11 protein-coding genes are annotated in these 14884 nt (G+C 61.3%); 4 read left to right on the top strand and 7 right to left on the bottom strand.

Annotated features, from left to right (window positions below):
* Window positions 1-80 precede the first annotated feature (80 nt).
* Together H0482_RS16830 and aspS are read right to left on the bottom strand one after the other, a co-directional pair.
* A complete protein-coding gene (locus H0482_RS16830; protein WP_193728163.1) occupies window positions 81-1688 on the bottom strand; it encodes an EAL domain-containing protein in 1608 nt (535 codons plus the stop codon).
* Window positions 1689-1826: 138 nt separating this feature from the next.
* Window positions 1827-3611 (bottom strand): aspartate--tRNA ligase, encoded by a 1785-nt coding sequence (aspS, locus tag H0482_RS00945; RefSeq protein ID WP_193729046.1) that lies wholly within the window; start codon window positions 3609-3611, stop codon window positions 1827-1829.
* A gap of 189 nt (window positions 3612-3800) precedes the next feature.
* Between aspS and rnd the strand changes: the two genes are divergently transcribed.
* Window positions 3801-4970, top strand: a complete 1170-nt coding sequence (rnd, locus tag H0482_RS00940) for a ribonuclease D (RefSeq protein WP_193728162.1) — start codon at window positions 3801-3803, stop codon at window positions 4968-4970.
* A gap of 32 nt (window positions 4971-5002) precedes the next feature.
* Here the strand turns inward: rnd and H0482_RS00935 are convergent, their stop codons facing one another.
* The 4 genes from H0482_RS00935 to H0482_RS00920 are packed head-to-tail and all read right to left on the bottom strand — an operon-like array spanning window position 5003 to window position 10505.
* On the bottom strand, window positions 5003-6538 hold the full coding sequence (locus tag H0482_RS00935) for a Ppx/GppA phosphatase family protein (protein ID WP_193728161.1): 1536 nt from the start codon (window positions 6536-6538) through the stop codon (window positions 5003-5005).
* Window positions 6539-6540: 2 nt separating this feature from the next.
* Window positions 6541-8706: an RNA degradosome polyphosphate kinase gene (locus H0482_RS00930; RefSeq protein WP_193728160.1), complete on the bottom strand. Its 2166-nt coding sequence runs from the start codon at window positions 8704-8706 to the stop codon at window positions 6541-6543.
* A complete protein-coding gene (locus H0482_RS00925) occupies window positions 8699-9433 on the bottom strand; it encodes a P-loop NTPase family protein (RefSeq protein ID WP_193728159.1) in 735 nt (244 codons plus the stop codon). The genes H0482_RS00930 and H0482_RS00925 overlap by 8 nt, the downstream gene beginning before the upstream one ends.
* Window positions 9414-10505 (bottom strand): AI-2E family transporter, encoded by a 1092-nt coding sequence (locus tag H0482_RS00920; protein ID WP_193728158.1) that lies wholly within the window; start codon window positions 10503-10505, stop codon window positions 9414-9416. Before H0482_RS00920 ends, H0482_RS00925 begins: the two co-directional genes overlap by 20 nt.
* Before the next feature lie 135 nt (window positions 10506-10640).
* Here H0482_RS00920 and purM point away from each other — a divergent pair, with 135 nt between their 5' ends.
* From purM to H0482_RS00905, 3 genes are all read left to right on the top strand, one after another.
* Window positions 10641-11717, top strand: a complete 1077-nt coding sequence (gene purM / locus H0482_RS00915; RefSeq protein WP_193728157.1) for a phosphoribosylformylglycinamidine cyclo-ligase — start codon at window positions 10641-10643, stop codon at window positions 11715-11717.
* Window positions 11718-11761: 44 nt separating this feature from the next.
* Window positions 11762-12298, top strand: coding sequence for a phosphoribosylglycinamide formyltransferase (gene purN, locus H0482_RS00910; protein ID WP_193729045.1), 537 nt, complete (start codon window positions 11762-11764; stop codon window positions 12296-12298).
* A 117-nt stretch (window positions 12299-12415) separates the two neighbouring features.
* Complete coding sequence (locus H0482_RS00905; protein WP_193728156.1) at window positions 12416-13306, top strand: DMT family transporter; 891 nt, start codon at window positions 12416-12418, stop codon at window positions 13304-13306.
* Between the two features lie 62 nt (window positions 13307-13368).
* Here the strand turns inward: H0482_RS00905 and gatB are convergent, their stop codons facing one another.
* Window positions 13369-14868 carry an Asp-tRNA(Asn)/Glu-tRNA(Gln) amidotransferase subunit GatB gene (gatB, locus tag H0482_RS00900; protein WP_193728155.1) on the bottom strand — a complete coding sequence of 500 codons (1500 nt, stop codon included), beginning with the start codon at window positions 14866-14868 and terminating at the stop codon, window positions 13369-13371.
* Window positions 14869-14884 lie beyond the last annotated feature (16 nt).

Genomic DNA, 14884 nt, shown 5'->3' with positions numbered 1-14884 from the left:
GCCGCGTTGGTGCCATCAATCACATCGATTGAAAAGGGGACAATAAGTCGATGATGGCGTTTGCGGGCGAAATTACGGCGTCAGGCCGCCGTCGAGATAAGACCGGGAACGGCGGCGTCGATCTGCGGTGCGCCAGCCGTGCCCAGGGCAAGCGCCAATTCCTTGAAGGCCGCCGCCTTGAGCGCCGGCGCGAAGATATAGCCCTGCGCATGCAAGACGCCGCGAGCCCGCAGATACAGCGCCTGCTCTTCTGTTTCCACGCCTTCGGCGACGATCTCGCAATCGAGATCCTTGGCCATGGCGATCAGCCCGTCCAGAACCGGAACCTGCGTCGTACCGGGCTTGATCATGTCCACAAAGATACGGTCGATCTTGATGACATCGATGCCGAGCGTTGCGAGATAGGCAAGGTTGGAATGGCCGGTGCCGGCATCATCCATGGCCAGGCGCGAGCCGAGCGCGTGCAGGCCGGCAATGACGCTGGTGGTGGCGACAGAATTGTTCAGCGGCCGTCTTTCGGTGATCTCGAACACCAATTGGCGGAAACTGATGGGCGACTGCCCGAAAATGGCCTGCACGTCTTCCACGATGCCGCCATCGCGGAAATGACCTTCGAACAGGTTGATCGAAATCTTCATGTCCGGCAGCGTCGTGCACAGGTCACCCAGATCGTTGCGCACCTGCTGCATCAGCGACAGGGTCATGGGAATGGCGAGGCCGGTCACCTCGGCATAGTCGATGAAGGCGCCCGGCATGATCATCTGTCCGTTGCGCTTTTCCCAGCGGCAGAGCACTTCACACCCGACCAGTTCGCCGGTCCGCAGATTGATCACCGGCTGATAATAAGGCTTGATCTCGTTTCGCTCGATAGCCCTTTCCAGGTCAAAGGCCGGCATGCGGGTGCGGCGCGCATAACTCAGGTTCAACAGCAGGAAGGCCGCGCTGGCAATGCAGGCAAGAACGGTGAAGACAGCGTCGAGGTCAGCATAATTGGCGCGCAGGATGGCGAAAGGCACGGCCAGTTCCACCTTGATGGGAAACTGCCCGGCATAACTCTGGGCACTGACATATTCGGTATTTGCCGGGCGCCGGTCGAAGCTGGCGGGATCGCCTATGGCAACGATGGACAAGCCGTTTGTCAGAGTGACGCGCATCATCGCTGCACTGCCAAGTGGCTCGGACAATGCGGCTTCCGACTGGCTCAGCAACGGCACGAAGACCGAGACCCGCCGCGCCCCCCCGAAAGCCTGGCTGATCTTGAGCGCGGGCATGGCCATTTCGGCGAATTTCACCACGGTAACGGTTTCCGTCAGCCCCGGTACCGGCAGCACCTGCGACAGCGGCGAATAGGCGACGATCCGGCCATAGGCATCGCAATATTGAACGTTATCGTTGTTCTCGACCAGAAACTGCTTGATGTTCAGGCTGGTTTCGATGGCCACCTGGGCATTGGTCACAAAGGTCGGCGTGCATAGAGACGGACTCTCGGCAACGACCTTGCGCAGAGCCGCAACGCCATCCATAGCGCTTAAATTTATTTGTGAACTTACCGTCTCAACATATTGTTGAGCAATCGTCTTTTCCTTGTACCGAACATAAGCGTCCAGCAAATAGTCCACGGCAATGATCGGCACGAACGCCAGAATGGCGCCAGCCAACATCAGGACATGGGACAAGTTTGACTTCACGCCACGAATCCACTCCGAGACAGGTGTATTCAAGCGGTAGCAATCAAGGATTTAACAGGTCATTAACGCAGATTAATTGGCGCTAACCAAAAATGAAGGGCAGCACCGGGGCTGCCCTTTCTGGTTCGATCGAGCTGGTCAGCTCTGGATGTTGAGCCTGATGCTCAATTCGCGCAATTGCTTGTTGTCTGCCGGGCTGGGTGCTCCCATCAGCAGGTCTTCCGCCTGCTGGTTCATTGGGAAGGCGGTGATCTCGCGCAGGTTCTGCACACCGCAAAGCAACATCACCACGCGGTCGATGCCGAAGGCAGCACCACCATGGGGCGGAGCGCCATATTGGAAGGCACGATAGAGCCCGCCGAACTGTTCCTCGACCTCTTCCCGGCTCTTTCCGGTCAATTCGAACGCCTTGACCATGGTTTCGGGCTCCTGGTTACGGATCGAACCCGAGGCGATTTCGAAACCATTGCACACGGCATCGTATTGATAGGCCTTGAGCGAGAGCGGATCGTCGCCGTTGAGCCCGTCAATGCCGCCCTGCGGCATGGAGAACGGATTGTGGGCGAAGTCGAGGCGCTTTTCTTCCTCGCTCCATTCGTAGAACGGAAAGTCCACGATCCAGCACAGAGCGAATTGCTCGGTGTCGACGACGCCCAGATCGGTGCCGACCTTGGTGCGCGCTTCCCCGGCGAACTTGTAGAATTTTTCCGGGCGGCCAGCGACGAAGAACACCGCGTCGCCATCCGTCAGGCCAAGCTGTGCCTTGAGTGCCGCCGTGCGCTCTTCACCGATATTCTTGGCGATGGGGCCGGAGCCGGCGCCATCCTTGAAGAAGATATAGCCGAGCCCCGGCTGACCTTCGCCCTGGGCCCAGCCATTCATGCGATCACAGAAGGCGCGGCCAATCGGCTCGGCGCCCGCCTTGTTCTTGGCCGGAATGGCCCAAACTTCGACCTTCGGATCGGCTTCGATCTGGCTGGCGAAAACCTTAAAGCCGGAACCGGAGAAATGCTCGGTCACGCTCTGGATTTCGATGGGGTTGCGCAGGTCGGGCTTGTCCGAACCATATCTACGGATGGCCTCGGAATAAGGGATGCGCGGCCAACCCTTGGTGACGCGCTTGCCATCGGCGAACTGCTCGAACACTTGCGTCATCACCGGCTCGACCGTGTTCCACACGTCTTCCTGGGTGACGAAGCTCATTTCGAGATCGAGCTGGTAGAATTCTCCCGGAAGGCGGTCGGCGCGCGGGTCTTCGTCGCGGAAACAGGGAGCAACCTGGAAATAGCGGTCGAAGCCCGCCACCATCAGCAATTGCTTATATTGCTGGGGCGCCTGGGGCAGCGCAAAGAACTTTCCGGGATGAATGCGGCTGGGCACGAGGAAGTCGCGTGCGCCTTCCGGCGAGGAGGCGGTGAGGATCGGGGTCGAAAATTCGGTGAACCCTGCCCCACCCATGCCGGCGCGCATTGCCGAAATGATCTGCGTGCGCTTAACGATATTGGCGTGCAGCTTTTCGCGGCGCAGATCGAGGAAGCGATAGCGCAGGCGAATATCCTCCGGATATTCCTGATCGCCGAAGACCGGCAGCGGCAATTCCTTGGCGGCGGAGAGCACTTCGATCTCGCGGATGAAAATTTCGATGCCGCCGGTGAGAATGTTCGGATTCACCGCCGCCGCGTCGCGCAGCTTCACCTCGCCGTCGATGCGCAGCACCCATTCGGAACGCACCTTCTCGGCCTGCGCGAAGGCAGCAGAATCAGGATCGATCACCAATTGGGTGATGCCGTAGTGGTCGCGCAGGTCGATAAAAAGCAGGCCGCCATGGTCGCGAACGCGGTGAACCCAGCCACTGAGGCGAACATTATTGCCGGCATCGGCAGCCGTCAGGGCGCCACAGGTGTGGGTGCGGTAGCGATGTATGGTCATGGCGAAGCTCGAATTTACTGGAAAAATGCCGGAATCTCGGGCGGGAAAAGCGCATGGCAACCCGCCCTTGTCAAGCTGCGCGGCATATCGGCCTTTCGCTCTTCACCCCAAGGGAAGTCGACGGTGGAGCAAACCAATCACACCTGCTAGGAAGAATAATGACTTTTCTAGGACGGTAGCCGGATGGACTTGATTGTTTCCACAGATGCGCTTGCCGCTTTTTGCGAGCGCGCTGGCAGATACGAATTCGTGACGGTTGATACCGAATTCCTGCGCGAAACCACCTATTGGCCCCGGCTGTGCCTCATTCAGGTGGCGACCGATGACGAAGCCGTGCTCATCGATCCTCTGGCCCCCGACATCAGGCTCACCCCATTCTTCGAGCTGCTGGCCAACCCCAATGTGACCAAGGTTTTTCATGCCGCGCGGCAGGACATCGAAATCTTCGTCAAGCTGACCGGCGTGGTGCCGCACAACATCTTTGACACCCAGATCGCGGCCAGTGTCTGCGGATTTGGCGACAGCGCCTCCTATGACAGCCTGGTGCGAGGCATCTGCAAGGTGGAACTCGACAAGTCCTCCCGCTTCACCGACTGGTCTGCCCGTCCCCTTTCGGAAAAGCAGCTTTCCTATGCATTGGCTGACGTCACCTGGCTCCGCGACATCTATCGCGAATTGCGCAAGCAAGTGGAAGCGACGCGGCGCTGGGACTGGGTCGAGGACGAATTGAGCATTTTGCGCAGCGTCGACACCTATGTCGTTCGCCCGGAACAGGCTTGGGAACGGCTGAAAATGAAATTCAACCGTTCCCGCGACCTTGCGGCCCTCAAGGTGCTGGCGCAATGGCGGGAGCGGCGGGCGCAAGAGACGGACCAGCCCCGCAGCCGGGTGCTCAAGGATGACGTGATCGCCGAACTGGCGACCCAGCGCCCGCTGACCCCGGAGGCCTTCGAAAAGCTGCGCGCCGTGCCGCGCGGCTTCGGCCGCAGCGGCGCGGCAGGTGAAATCATGGCCCTGCTCAAGGCCGTTGAGGCCCTGCCGAAGTCCGAATTACCCGTCCTGCCCGAGCGTTATCGCGGTCCCTCGCCCAAGGGTGCGGTCGGAGACCTGGTTCGGGTATTGCTCAAGGCCGTGGCCGAACAGCATGGCGTTGCTGCCAGGATCATCGCCACCTCGGACGACATTGACGCTTTGGTTCTCGACGACGATGCCGATGTCCCTGCCCTCAAGGGCTGGCGGCGCAAATTGTTTGGGGACAAGGCGCTGGCCATCAAGCATGGCCGCGTCGGCCTCGTGGCCACCCGCCAGGGAATTGTTGAATTCGCCGTCACCCGCGCCGAAGCGGCCGAATAGAGGCAAGCGTTTTCACTTAACGCTGAACCGATCTATCCGACCTGCACCCGTGAGCTTTCGTGCCCGGCGATCTCCGCGAACTGCCGCAGGCGGTTGCGGAGATGGTCGCCATCCAGGAAGGCGAAGTCCGCTGGCAGGTGCAGCACCAATGTTTCGGCTTCGATACTGAAGCCCGTGCGCAGCAGGATGCCCGGCATCGCCGCCGTCATCGGATAGGCGACCCGGAACAGGGCGCCAATCAGCCGCGCCCGTGCCGTGAGCTCCGGCGTGCCGAGGGCCACGACGGACTGGCCTGCTTTGCTCTTTGGCCCCTCATAGCGAATGGCGATGGTCTGGGCGAGGAATGAGCGGCCGGGATGATCGACGCCGGTCAGCGATCCATAGGCGACGGCATCGACGCTCTGGGGACCGCGATAGTCGGGATGCGAGCGCCAGCCTATATCGGCCAGAAGGCAGACGACGGTGCGCAGCCGCAATTCGGATGGCAATTCCAGAATACCGGCAATTCCGAGATATTGCGCAGTAAACATGATCAGGTCATTGGCATGGGCCGGCGAACGCGAGCGCAGGACCGACAATTCTTCCGCACCCTGAATTAGCGGGTCGATGGAGCGCTCGCGCTGGTCCAGCATGCTATAGAGGTAGCCCTCGCGCACGCCGAGCGCCGAAAAGACGACGCTGCCAAAATTTCCGGCGCGGAGCACTTCGGCCAGGACGGCGGCACCAATCGGCACGAGATCGCGTCGCGATGCGCTGACACTGTTCGAGCCGGGATAGGTCTTGAGCGAGTCGGCGGCAACGATATCGTCGCAGAAGGCCAACATGTCGGCTGCCGGCACCACATAGTCCTGCACCATATGCAGCGCATAATCGGTGCGCGCTTGATGCAACTTGGCCAGCGACCGCCAAGTGCCGCCGATTGCCGCGAACCGGCCGCCCGGGGCGGCGGCGGCCAGAATGCTGCCCTCGAGGCGCTGTCGGATCAGGCTGGCGGCCTGTTTCGGGGAACCGTCGGCATCGTCCTGCAAACGAATGACGCCGAGCTCGAAACTCTCGCCATTGGTATCGGAGCCGTTGCTGATTCTGGAAAGCTCGAGGCTGCCGCCACCCAGATCCCCGACTATGCCGGCGAAGCCGGGTATGCCCGCCACCACGCCCATGGCGGCGAAATGGGCTTCCTCCTCACCGCTCAGCACCCGGACCGAAGTATCGATGACCGCTTCGACCTGGGAAACGAATTCGTCACGGTTGGAGGCGCCGCGCACTGCGGACGTGGCAAGCACGTATACCTTGCCGACGCGCATCATGCGCGCCACCAGCGCGAAGCGCCTGATGGCGTCGAGCGCCGTCGCCATGCTCGCATTGGACAGCTTGCCGCTCTTGGCCATGCCGCGGCCCAGGGCACAGGAGCATTTCTCGTTGTATAGCGGGGTCAGGGCGCGGGCATGGCGTTCATAGACCACGAGGCGCACCGAGTTGGAGCCGATGTCCAGAACCGCGACCGGACGAGCGCCCTTGATGCGCCCCTGCGCGGTCGGATCGGCATCGACGCCCCAGAATTGTGTCACGCTCAACCTTCGTCGATCTCCACCATGCCGGCGCTGCCGCGGCCGGACAGCGAGGGATTGGTCATGAAATAGGCGTGGGCGTTGAACATTTCCTCGCCTTCGGCCAGCCTAATGCGATGGGAACTTCCATCGGGCAACACTTCCCAACTCTGGTGATTGTCCTTGAGATAGGCAACCATGATCTGGTCGAGAATCTGTTTGTGCACGGTCTTGTTGAGGATCGGCACCATTACTTCGACACGACCATCGAGATTGCGGCCCATAAGGTCAGCCGAGGAAATATAGACCTTGGCCCGCGCCGACGGCATCATCTCGCCATTGCCGAAGCAATAGATGCGGCTGTGTTCGAGGAACCGGCCGACCACCGATTTGACCCGGATGTTATCGGAGAAGCCGGGAATGCCCGGGCGCAGGCAGCAGATGCCACGCACGATCAGCTCGATCTTCACCCCGGCCTGGCTGGCGTCGTAGAGCGCGTCGATGACCTGGGGGTCCACCAGCGAGTTCATTTTCAAGAGAATATGCGCCGGCTGGCCGCCGCGCGCCAATTCGATCTCGCGGTTGATATTGTCGATGAGCGTCTGGCGCAGGTTGACCGGCGAGACCGCCAGCGTTTCCAGCTCGGTGGGGCGGGCATAGCCGGTAATGAAATTGAACACCCGGGCAACGTCGCGGGTAATGGCGGGGTCGATGGTGAAATAGCTCAGGTCGGTGTAAATCTTGGCGGTGATCGGATGATAATTGCCGGTGCCGATATGGCAATAGCTGACCAGCTTGCCCTTTTCGCGCCGCACGACCTGGCTCAGCTTGGCGTGGGTCTTGAGTTCGATGAAGCCGAACACGACCTGCGCCCCGGCCCGTTCGAGATCGCGGGCCCAACGGATATTGGCTTCTTCATCGAAGCGCGCCTTGAGTTCGACCAGGCAGGTGACGGACTTGCCCGCTTCCGCCGCCATCACCAGCGCCTTGACGATGGGGCTGTCCGAGGAGGTGCGGTAAAGCGTCTGCTTGATGGCCACGACATCGGGATCGCGCGCCGCCTGCATCAGGAATTGCGCCACCACGTCGAAGCTCTCGAAGGGGTGGTGGACCAGAATGTCCTTGGCGCGGATGGCGGCGAAGCTGTCGCCGTTATAGTCGCGAATGCGCTCGGGGAACCGGGCCAGATAGGGCGTGAACTTGAGGTCGGGTCGGTCGATATCGCAGATCTTGCGGGCATCGGCGAGGCCGAGAAAGCCCTGCACTTCGAAGACATCGGCCTCCTTGACGCCCAATTGTTCGCCGATCTGCCGCTTGAGCGCCCGCGGCATGGAGCGCTCTATTTCGAGGCGGATCACCTGCCCGCGCCGACGCTGGCGCAGCGCCGATTCGAACTCCACCACCAGGTCAGCCGCTTCGTCGTCGATTTCGATCTCGCTGTCGCGGATGATACGGAAGGCGCCGGAGCCGACCACTTCATGGCCGGGAAACATCTTGTGGAAGAAGAGCTTGACCAAAGTATCGATGGTCACGACTTCGCTGCGCCCTTCGGAAACGAGGTCGAGCGGCAGATTGATGAAGCGGTCGAGATTGCCGGGAATGCGCACCAGCGCCGTGAGATTCTGGTCGCTATTGGGGCGCTTCAGTTCGAAGGCCAGCGCCAGACCCAGATTGGGGATGAAGGGAAAGGGATGGGCCGGATCGACCGCGATGGGGGTGAGGACAGGGAAAATTTCCTCGCGGAACAGCTTTTGCAGATAGCCGACCTGTTCTGGGCTGAGGTCATCGGCCTCGTGAATTACCACGTTTTGCGCGAATAGTTCTTCGCGCAGATCCTTCCACTGATCCTGCTGCTCCAATTGCAGGTGCTGGGCCAGCGTACCGATCTCTTCGAGCTGTTCGCTGGGGGTCAGGCCATCGGCGCTCTGCTTGGAGAGGCCTGCCCGGATCTGCCCTTTGATTCCGGCAACGCGCACCATGTAGAATTCGTCGAGATTGTTCGCAGAAATGGAGACGAAACGCAGCCGTTCCAGCAAGGGATGGGCAGTGTTGCCCGCTTCCTCCAGCACACGCATGTTGAATTGCAGCCAGCTCACCTCGCGGTTGACGAAGCGGGCCGGGCTGGTGCGCAGGGCCTCGATATCGGGACCGGACGCAGAGTTTTCAGCGAAATCACCGGAATCATTCATCGTCGTGGTCGTCCAAATCCTGTTCGCGGGCAGCGGCCCGCCTGTCCTGGCGATGCGCCAGCGCCTCTGCCGCCAGATTACGCGTAATGGCCGTCCCCTTGGCAAGGGCCAGCCGGTCCATCAGATCGACAAGGGCGGCGGCTTCCTGCTGGCTGCGCTCCATGCGCTGCACCACATATGCCACCACCTTGGGATCGACCCTGATCTGCCGATCCGCGAACAGTTTTACCATCATCTGTGACAGTTCGATGTCGTCGCTGATCTCCAGCCGGAAAATTGGCGCCCGCCGGGCCCGGGAACGCGCGTCGTCGGTTTGGAGTGGCCAATTGGCAATATCCTCGCGCGCGCTCATCAACAGGCTGCGTTCGCCGCGCATGGCCTGGTTGAGCAGATGGAACAAGGCGTGTTCATCATAATGGGCGCGATCCACATCCTCGATCAGGAGCGGCGCGTTTCCGCCCGACGCGGCAATAGCGGCGATATTTTCGGGGGCTGCGACCAGCGCCCCGCTTCGCTCCACGAATATCCGCCCCAGATGCGATTTGCCGGATGCGGCGGGCCCGATCAGCACCGTCATTCCATCGGGCCAAAGCGGCCAGGCCAGGATGCGCGCATGCGCCAGCGCATTGCCATCGCCCACCAGAAAATCATCCTCGGCATGCGATGGCTCGTGACCCAGATCGAGCGGCAATTGCCGTATTCCGTTTTCAGGCAGCGGCATCGTCATCGGCCCCGCCGGGCTCGGGCCCCAGGTAAAGGGCGCTTTCCTTGTATTTGCGCACCCCATAACGCACCAGAACCGAGGCGATGGCCGCCAATGGCACGGCCAACAGAAGGCCGACAAAGCCGAACAGGGCGCCCATGGCCAGGAGCGCAAACATCATCCAGACCGGATTGATATTGATCGAGGAGCCCACCAGCTTGGGATAGAGCACATTGCCCTCGATGAATTGCCAGAACAGGAAAATGCTGGCTATGCCGGCCACCGCCCACCAGTTCGGCGCAAATTGCACGATGGCGATGCCCACCGACAGCGCCAGGCCGAGCGTGAAGCCTGCAAAGGGAATGAAGCTGAGCAATCCGGCGATCAGGCCGACGGCGAGGCCGTAGTTGAGCCCAGCGAGACTCAGCGCCGAAGCATAGAATGCGGCGTCGATCAGCAGCACACCGCCCTGCCCGCGAATAACCCCGGCCATGGACCGGTCGATGTCGTGCAGGATGGATTTGATTTCGCTCTTGTGGGCCTTTGGCAGCAATCCATCGATGCCCCGCACCATGCCTTCCCAATCGAGCAGCAGATAAAAGGCAACGACGGGGGAGAGAATGGTGAAGCCGACAACCGCCGCGCCGGTCAGGCCAATATTGACCAGTTCGGCCGGAAGCGTAGCGATGAATCCCAGCGCATTGCGGGTCAGGTCATTAATGCTCGCCTGCACTTGCCCGGCCCGCTCCGGTCCAAGCCACTCATTGAGCTCGGGCGAATAGCGAGTCGCCAATTGCTGCAGATCGCTGAAATAGGCCGGCAGGCGCTGAATGAGGCCAACGATCTGCTGCCCGATCAATGGCAGGAAAATCGAGAACAGCGTGACGACGATGGCCATCATGCACAAAAGCACCACCACGCTGGCCCAGACGCGGTTGAAACGCCAGCGCTGCAATTGGTTGACCAGCGGATTGAGCAGATAGGCCAGCGCGGCGCCGACCACGAATGGCAGCAGGATGCCGCGGAAAATCCATAGCGACAGGATCAGCACCAGCAGCAGGCCGATCCAGATGAACACTTGATTTCTGAGCGTCATGGTGCCGGGCGGCCCTTGCGTATGAGTAACCGAAAAGCTATCAGGCCGTCTAACGGCCAGCACCGAAAAATTCAACCAACCCGGATCGCGCGCATCCTGTTGCGCCCGCAATCCCCAGCATTGGCATTGAGGCTCATGTCCGACGCGCAAAACCTGCCACCAAACGGACTTTCGTACAAGCAGGCAGGGGTCGATATCGATGCCGGCAATGCCTTGGTCGAAGCGATCAAGCCGGCTGTGCGCTCCACGCGCCGCCCCGGCGCCGATGGCGAGATCGGGGGCTTTGGCGGCCTGTTCGATCTCAAGGCCGCCGGCTTCACCGACCCTGTTCTGGTGGCGGCCAATGATGGCGTCGGCACCAAGCTCAAGATCGCCATCGATACCGGCAGGCACGATACGATCGGGCAGGACCTCGTCGCCATGTGCGTCAACGATCTCGTGGTGCAAGGGGCCGAGCCGCTGTTCTTCCTCGACTATCTGGCCACCGGCAAGCTCGACGTGGCGCAGGGCACGGCCATCGTCGAAGGAATCGCCCATGGTTGCCGCCTCGCCGGTTGCGCGCTGATCGGCGGCGAAACCGCGGAAATGCCGGGCATGTATCACGGCGATGATTATGATCTGGCCGGCTTTGCGGTGGGCGCGGCCGAGCGTGGCGCTCTCCTGCCCCGCACCGATATTGCCGCTGGCGACGTTCTGGTGGCCATTGCCTCCTCGGGTGTTCATTCCAACGGCTATTCGCTGGTCCGCAAGATCGTCGAACTGTCTGGCCTGGCCTGGGACGCCCCTGCCCCCTTCGCCGAGGGCAAGACCCTGGCCGAGGCCCTGCTCGAACCCACCCGCATTTATGTGAAGCCGCTGCTCGCCGCGCTTCGCGCCGGACTCAACATCAAGGCACTGGCCCACATCACCGGCGGCGGCTTCATCGACAATATTCCGCGCGTTTTGCCTGACGCACTGGCCGCCGACATCGATCTGGGCGCAGTCAATGTGCCCCCGGTCTTTGGCTGGCTCAGCCGCACTGGCGGCATGGCGGAGCGCGAAATGCTGCGCACCTTCAATTGCGGCGTCGGCATGTTGGTGGCCGTGGCGCCGGACGACGCCGAAAACCTCGTCCGGCACCTCGATGCCGCCGGCGAAATCGCCGCCATCGTCGGTACGTTGACCGAGCGGGGTGGCGAAGCCGTCACCTTCCGCGGCAAGCTGTCGCTGTGAGCCGCAAGAAGGTCGCCATCCTGATTTCAGGACGCGGCTCCAATATGGCAACGCTGATCGAGGCGGCGCGCGCACCTGACTATCCAGCTGAAATCGTGGGCGTGCTGTCCAACAAGGCCAGCGCGCCGGGTCTCGGCCTTGCCGCCTCAAACGGCATCGCCACGGCCTCTCTGGCGCAGAGCAGGTTTCCCAGCCGGGACATGTTCGAAGACACCATGACCCAGGTGCTGGAAAGCTGGGAGACCGACATTGTCTGCCTCGCCGGTTTCATGCGTATTCTGGGCGAGGATTTCGTCGCCCGCTGGCAGGGCCGGATGATCAATATCCACCCTTCCCTGCTCCCCGCCTATAAGGGTCTGCACACCCATGAACGCGCCTTGGCCGATGGCGTTGGCGAGCATGGCTGCACGGTGCATTTCGTGACGCCCGGCCTCGATGAGGGCCCCGCGATCCTGCAGGCCCGTGTGCCCGTGCTTGCAGACGACACGTCGGACACGCTGTCGGCGCGTGTTCTGGTGGAGGAACACCGGATTTATCCCGAAGCCCTGCGCATGCTCGCCGGCGGTGAAATCGGCCTTTAGCACTGGCTTGCCGGTGGCGAGGCCCACATCACCGCAATTGATCACACCCATCGTCAAAATCGGTTCGACCTGGGTTCTTCCCGGGCATAGCGTCGCGCGAGTTTTCAGGGGATCGGAATGAGTCTGCGGGACTGGTTTTTAATTATTACATTGGGCGCCATCTGGGGCTGCTCATTTGTGTTCAACGCCATACTGATCCGCGAGATCGGCCCGCTCTGGGTGACCTCTTTCCGTGTGGGGATCGGAGCCCTTGGCTGCTGGGTCTTTCTTTTCGCCCTGCGCAAATCAGTGCCGCGCGACCCACGACTCTGGCTGCAATTGGGCGCGCTGGGCGTCATAGCCTATGCCATTCCCTTTGCGCTATTTCCGCTGGCGCAGGCGCATCTGGCCAGCGGTATCGCGGCGATCATCAACGCCCTGACCCCGATGGTCACCGCCGTCATCTCTCATTTCTGGATTGGTGGCGAAAAGGCGACCCGCACCAAGTTCACCGGCGTTTTCATCGGTTTCATCGGCGCTGCGATCCTCGTCTCGCCCGCCCTGTCATCCGGCGGCGCCTCGCAGCTCTGGGCCGTTCTGGCGTGCCTGGGCGCAACCTTGTGCTATGCGCTGTCGCTCAACATCACCCGCAGTTTTCAGCATGTCGAGCCGACCGCCTTTGCGGCAATCGCATTGACCGGAGCAGCCCTTGTCGCCATTCCCGTCGCCTTTGTCAGCGAAGGGGTGCCCGTGATGACCCGCCCGGAAAGCTGGGCCGCGGCGCTGGCAATCGGCCTTCTGTCCACGGCCTTCACCTTTCAGATCATGTATAGGATCCTGCCGCGCGTCGGCGCCACCAATTTTGCCACCACGACCTTCATCGCTCCGATTTCGGCGCTGCTGATCGGCGTCACGGTGCTGAACGAAACCGTTCTGCCGATCCAGATCCTGGGCATGCTGGTGATCTTTTCGGGACTTTTGTTCATCGATGGCCGTATCCGCCAGATCTGGCGGCCGAGAGCGGCCTGAAGGTCAAATAGAAAGGGCCGCCCGGCTGGGGCGGCCCTTCGCAAATGAACTTGTGGTCCGGATCATTCGATCCCGAGCTTGGCTTTCATGAGATCATTCAGCGCCTGCGGATTGGCCTTGCCGCCCGATGCCTTCATGGCCTGGCCGACGAACCAGCCGATCATGGTCGGCTTGGCCTTGACCTTCTCGACCTGGTCGGGATTGGCGGCGATGATCTCATCGACGATCTTCTCGATGGCGCCCAGATCGGTCACCTGCTTGAGGCCGCGCCGCTCGACGATTTCAGCCGGCTCGCCTTCCGGCTCCTCGGCGATCAGGATTTGCAGCACGTCCTTGCCGCCCTTGGACGAAATCGTGCCGCCGGCGATAAGATCGACCAGCCCGGCGATCTGCGCCGGCTTGAGATGAGTTTCCCACACGGCGAGGCCCTGGCTATTGGCAAAGGCCGCCACGTCACCATTGAGGATATTGGCCACGGCCTTGCCGTCGCGCTTGCTTCCATCGTGACCGACACAGGCTTCGTAATAATCGGCGGTTTCGCGGTCGAGCGTCAGCACCATGGAATCGTATGGCGTCACGCCATAATCGGCAATGAAACGCGCCTGCTTCTCGTCGGGAAGTTCAGGGAGGTCTTTGGCGAGACCGGCGACGAACGCATCGTCGAATTCGAGCGGCAGCAGGTCGGGATCGGGGAAATAGCGATAGTCATGCGCTTCTTCCTTGGAGCGCATCGACCGGGTCTCGCCATTCTTGGGGTCGAACAGGCGGGTTTCCTGATCGATCGAGCCGCCATCTTCCAGAATGTCGATCTGGCGGCGGGCTTCATATTCGATGGCCTGGCCCGCAAAGCGGATGGAATTGACGTTCTTGATCTCGCAGCGCGTACCGAATTCACCGCCCGGGCGACGCACCGACACGTTGACGTCGGCGCGCATGGAGCCCTGCTCCATATTGCCGTCGCAGGTGCCCAGATAGCGCAGAATGGTGCGCAGCTTGGAGAGATAGGCCTTGGCTTCCTCGGACGAGCGCAGGTCAGGCTTGGAGACGATTTCCATCAGCGCCACGCCGGAGCGGTTCAGGTCCACGAAGCTCATGTTCGGATGCTGGTCGTGGATCGACTTGCCCGCGTCCTGCTCCAGATGCAGCCGCTCGATGCCGATCTCGATCTGCTCGCCATCGACGTCGAGCAGCACCTTGCCCTCGCCTACAATGGGATCCTTGAACTGGGAGATCTGATAGCCCTGCGGCAGGTCGGGATAGAAATAATTCTTCCGGTCGAACACTGAGCGCTTGTTGATCTGGGCCTTGAGGCCAAGACCGGTGCGCACGGCCTGGCGCACGCATTCCTCGTTGATGGTCGGCAGCATGCCGGGCATGGCCGCATCCACGAAGCTGACATTGGCATTGGGAGGATTGCCGAACTCGGTAGATGAGCCGGAGAACAGCTTGCTTTCGCTGGTCACCTGCGCATGCACTTCCATGCCGATGATCACTTCCCAATCGCCGGTCGAACCGGAAATCAGGCGCTTCTTGTCGGGGGTGCGGGTATCGACGAGGCTCACTTGGCAGTCCTGAATA

It is taken from the genome of Devosia faecipullorum, from assembly GCF_015158295.1.
GTDB lineage: Bacteria > Pseudomonadota > Alphaproteobacteria > Rhizobiales > Devosiaceae > Devosia > Devosia faecipullorum.
The sequence above is the reverse complement of the archived record's forward strand: the minus strand, read 5'-3'. Positions and strand labels throughout refer to the sequence as shown.

What these genes read in the sequence shown, in the direction of transcription:
- purN (WP_193729045.1), top strand. Translation starts at nt 11,762, where the DNA reads ATGGCAACGCTGATCGAGGCGGCGCGCGCACCTGACTATCCAGCTGAA.
- purM (WP_193728157.1), top strand. Translation starts at nt 10,641, where the DNA reads ATGTCCGACGCGCAAAACCTGCCACCAAACGGACTTTCGTACAAGCAG.
- H0482_RS00905 (WP_193728156.1), top strand. Translation starts at nt 12,416, where the DNA reads ATGAGTCTGCGGGACTGGTTTTTAATTATTACATTGGGCGCCATCTGG.
- rnd (WP_193728162.1), top strand. Translation starts at nt 3,801, where the DNA reads ATGGACTTGATTGTTTCCACAGATGCGCTTGCCGCTTTTTGCGAGCGC.
- H0482_RS00920 (WP_193728158.1), bottom strand. Translation starts at nt 10,505, where the DNA reads ATGACGCTCAGAAATCAAGTGTTCATCTGGATCGGCCTGCTGCTGGTG.
- H0482_RS00930 (WP_193728160.1), bottom strand. Translation starts at nt 8,706, where the DNA reads ATGAATGATTCCGGTGATTTCGCTGAAAACTCTGCGTCCGGTCCCGAT.
- H0482_RS00925 (WP_193728159.1), bottom strand. Translation starts at nt 9,433, where the DNA reads ATGACGATGCCGCTGCCTGAAAACGGAATACGGCAATTGCCGCTCGAT.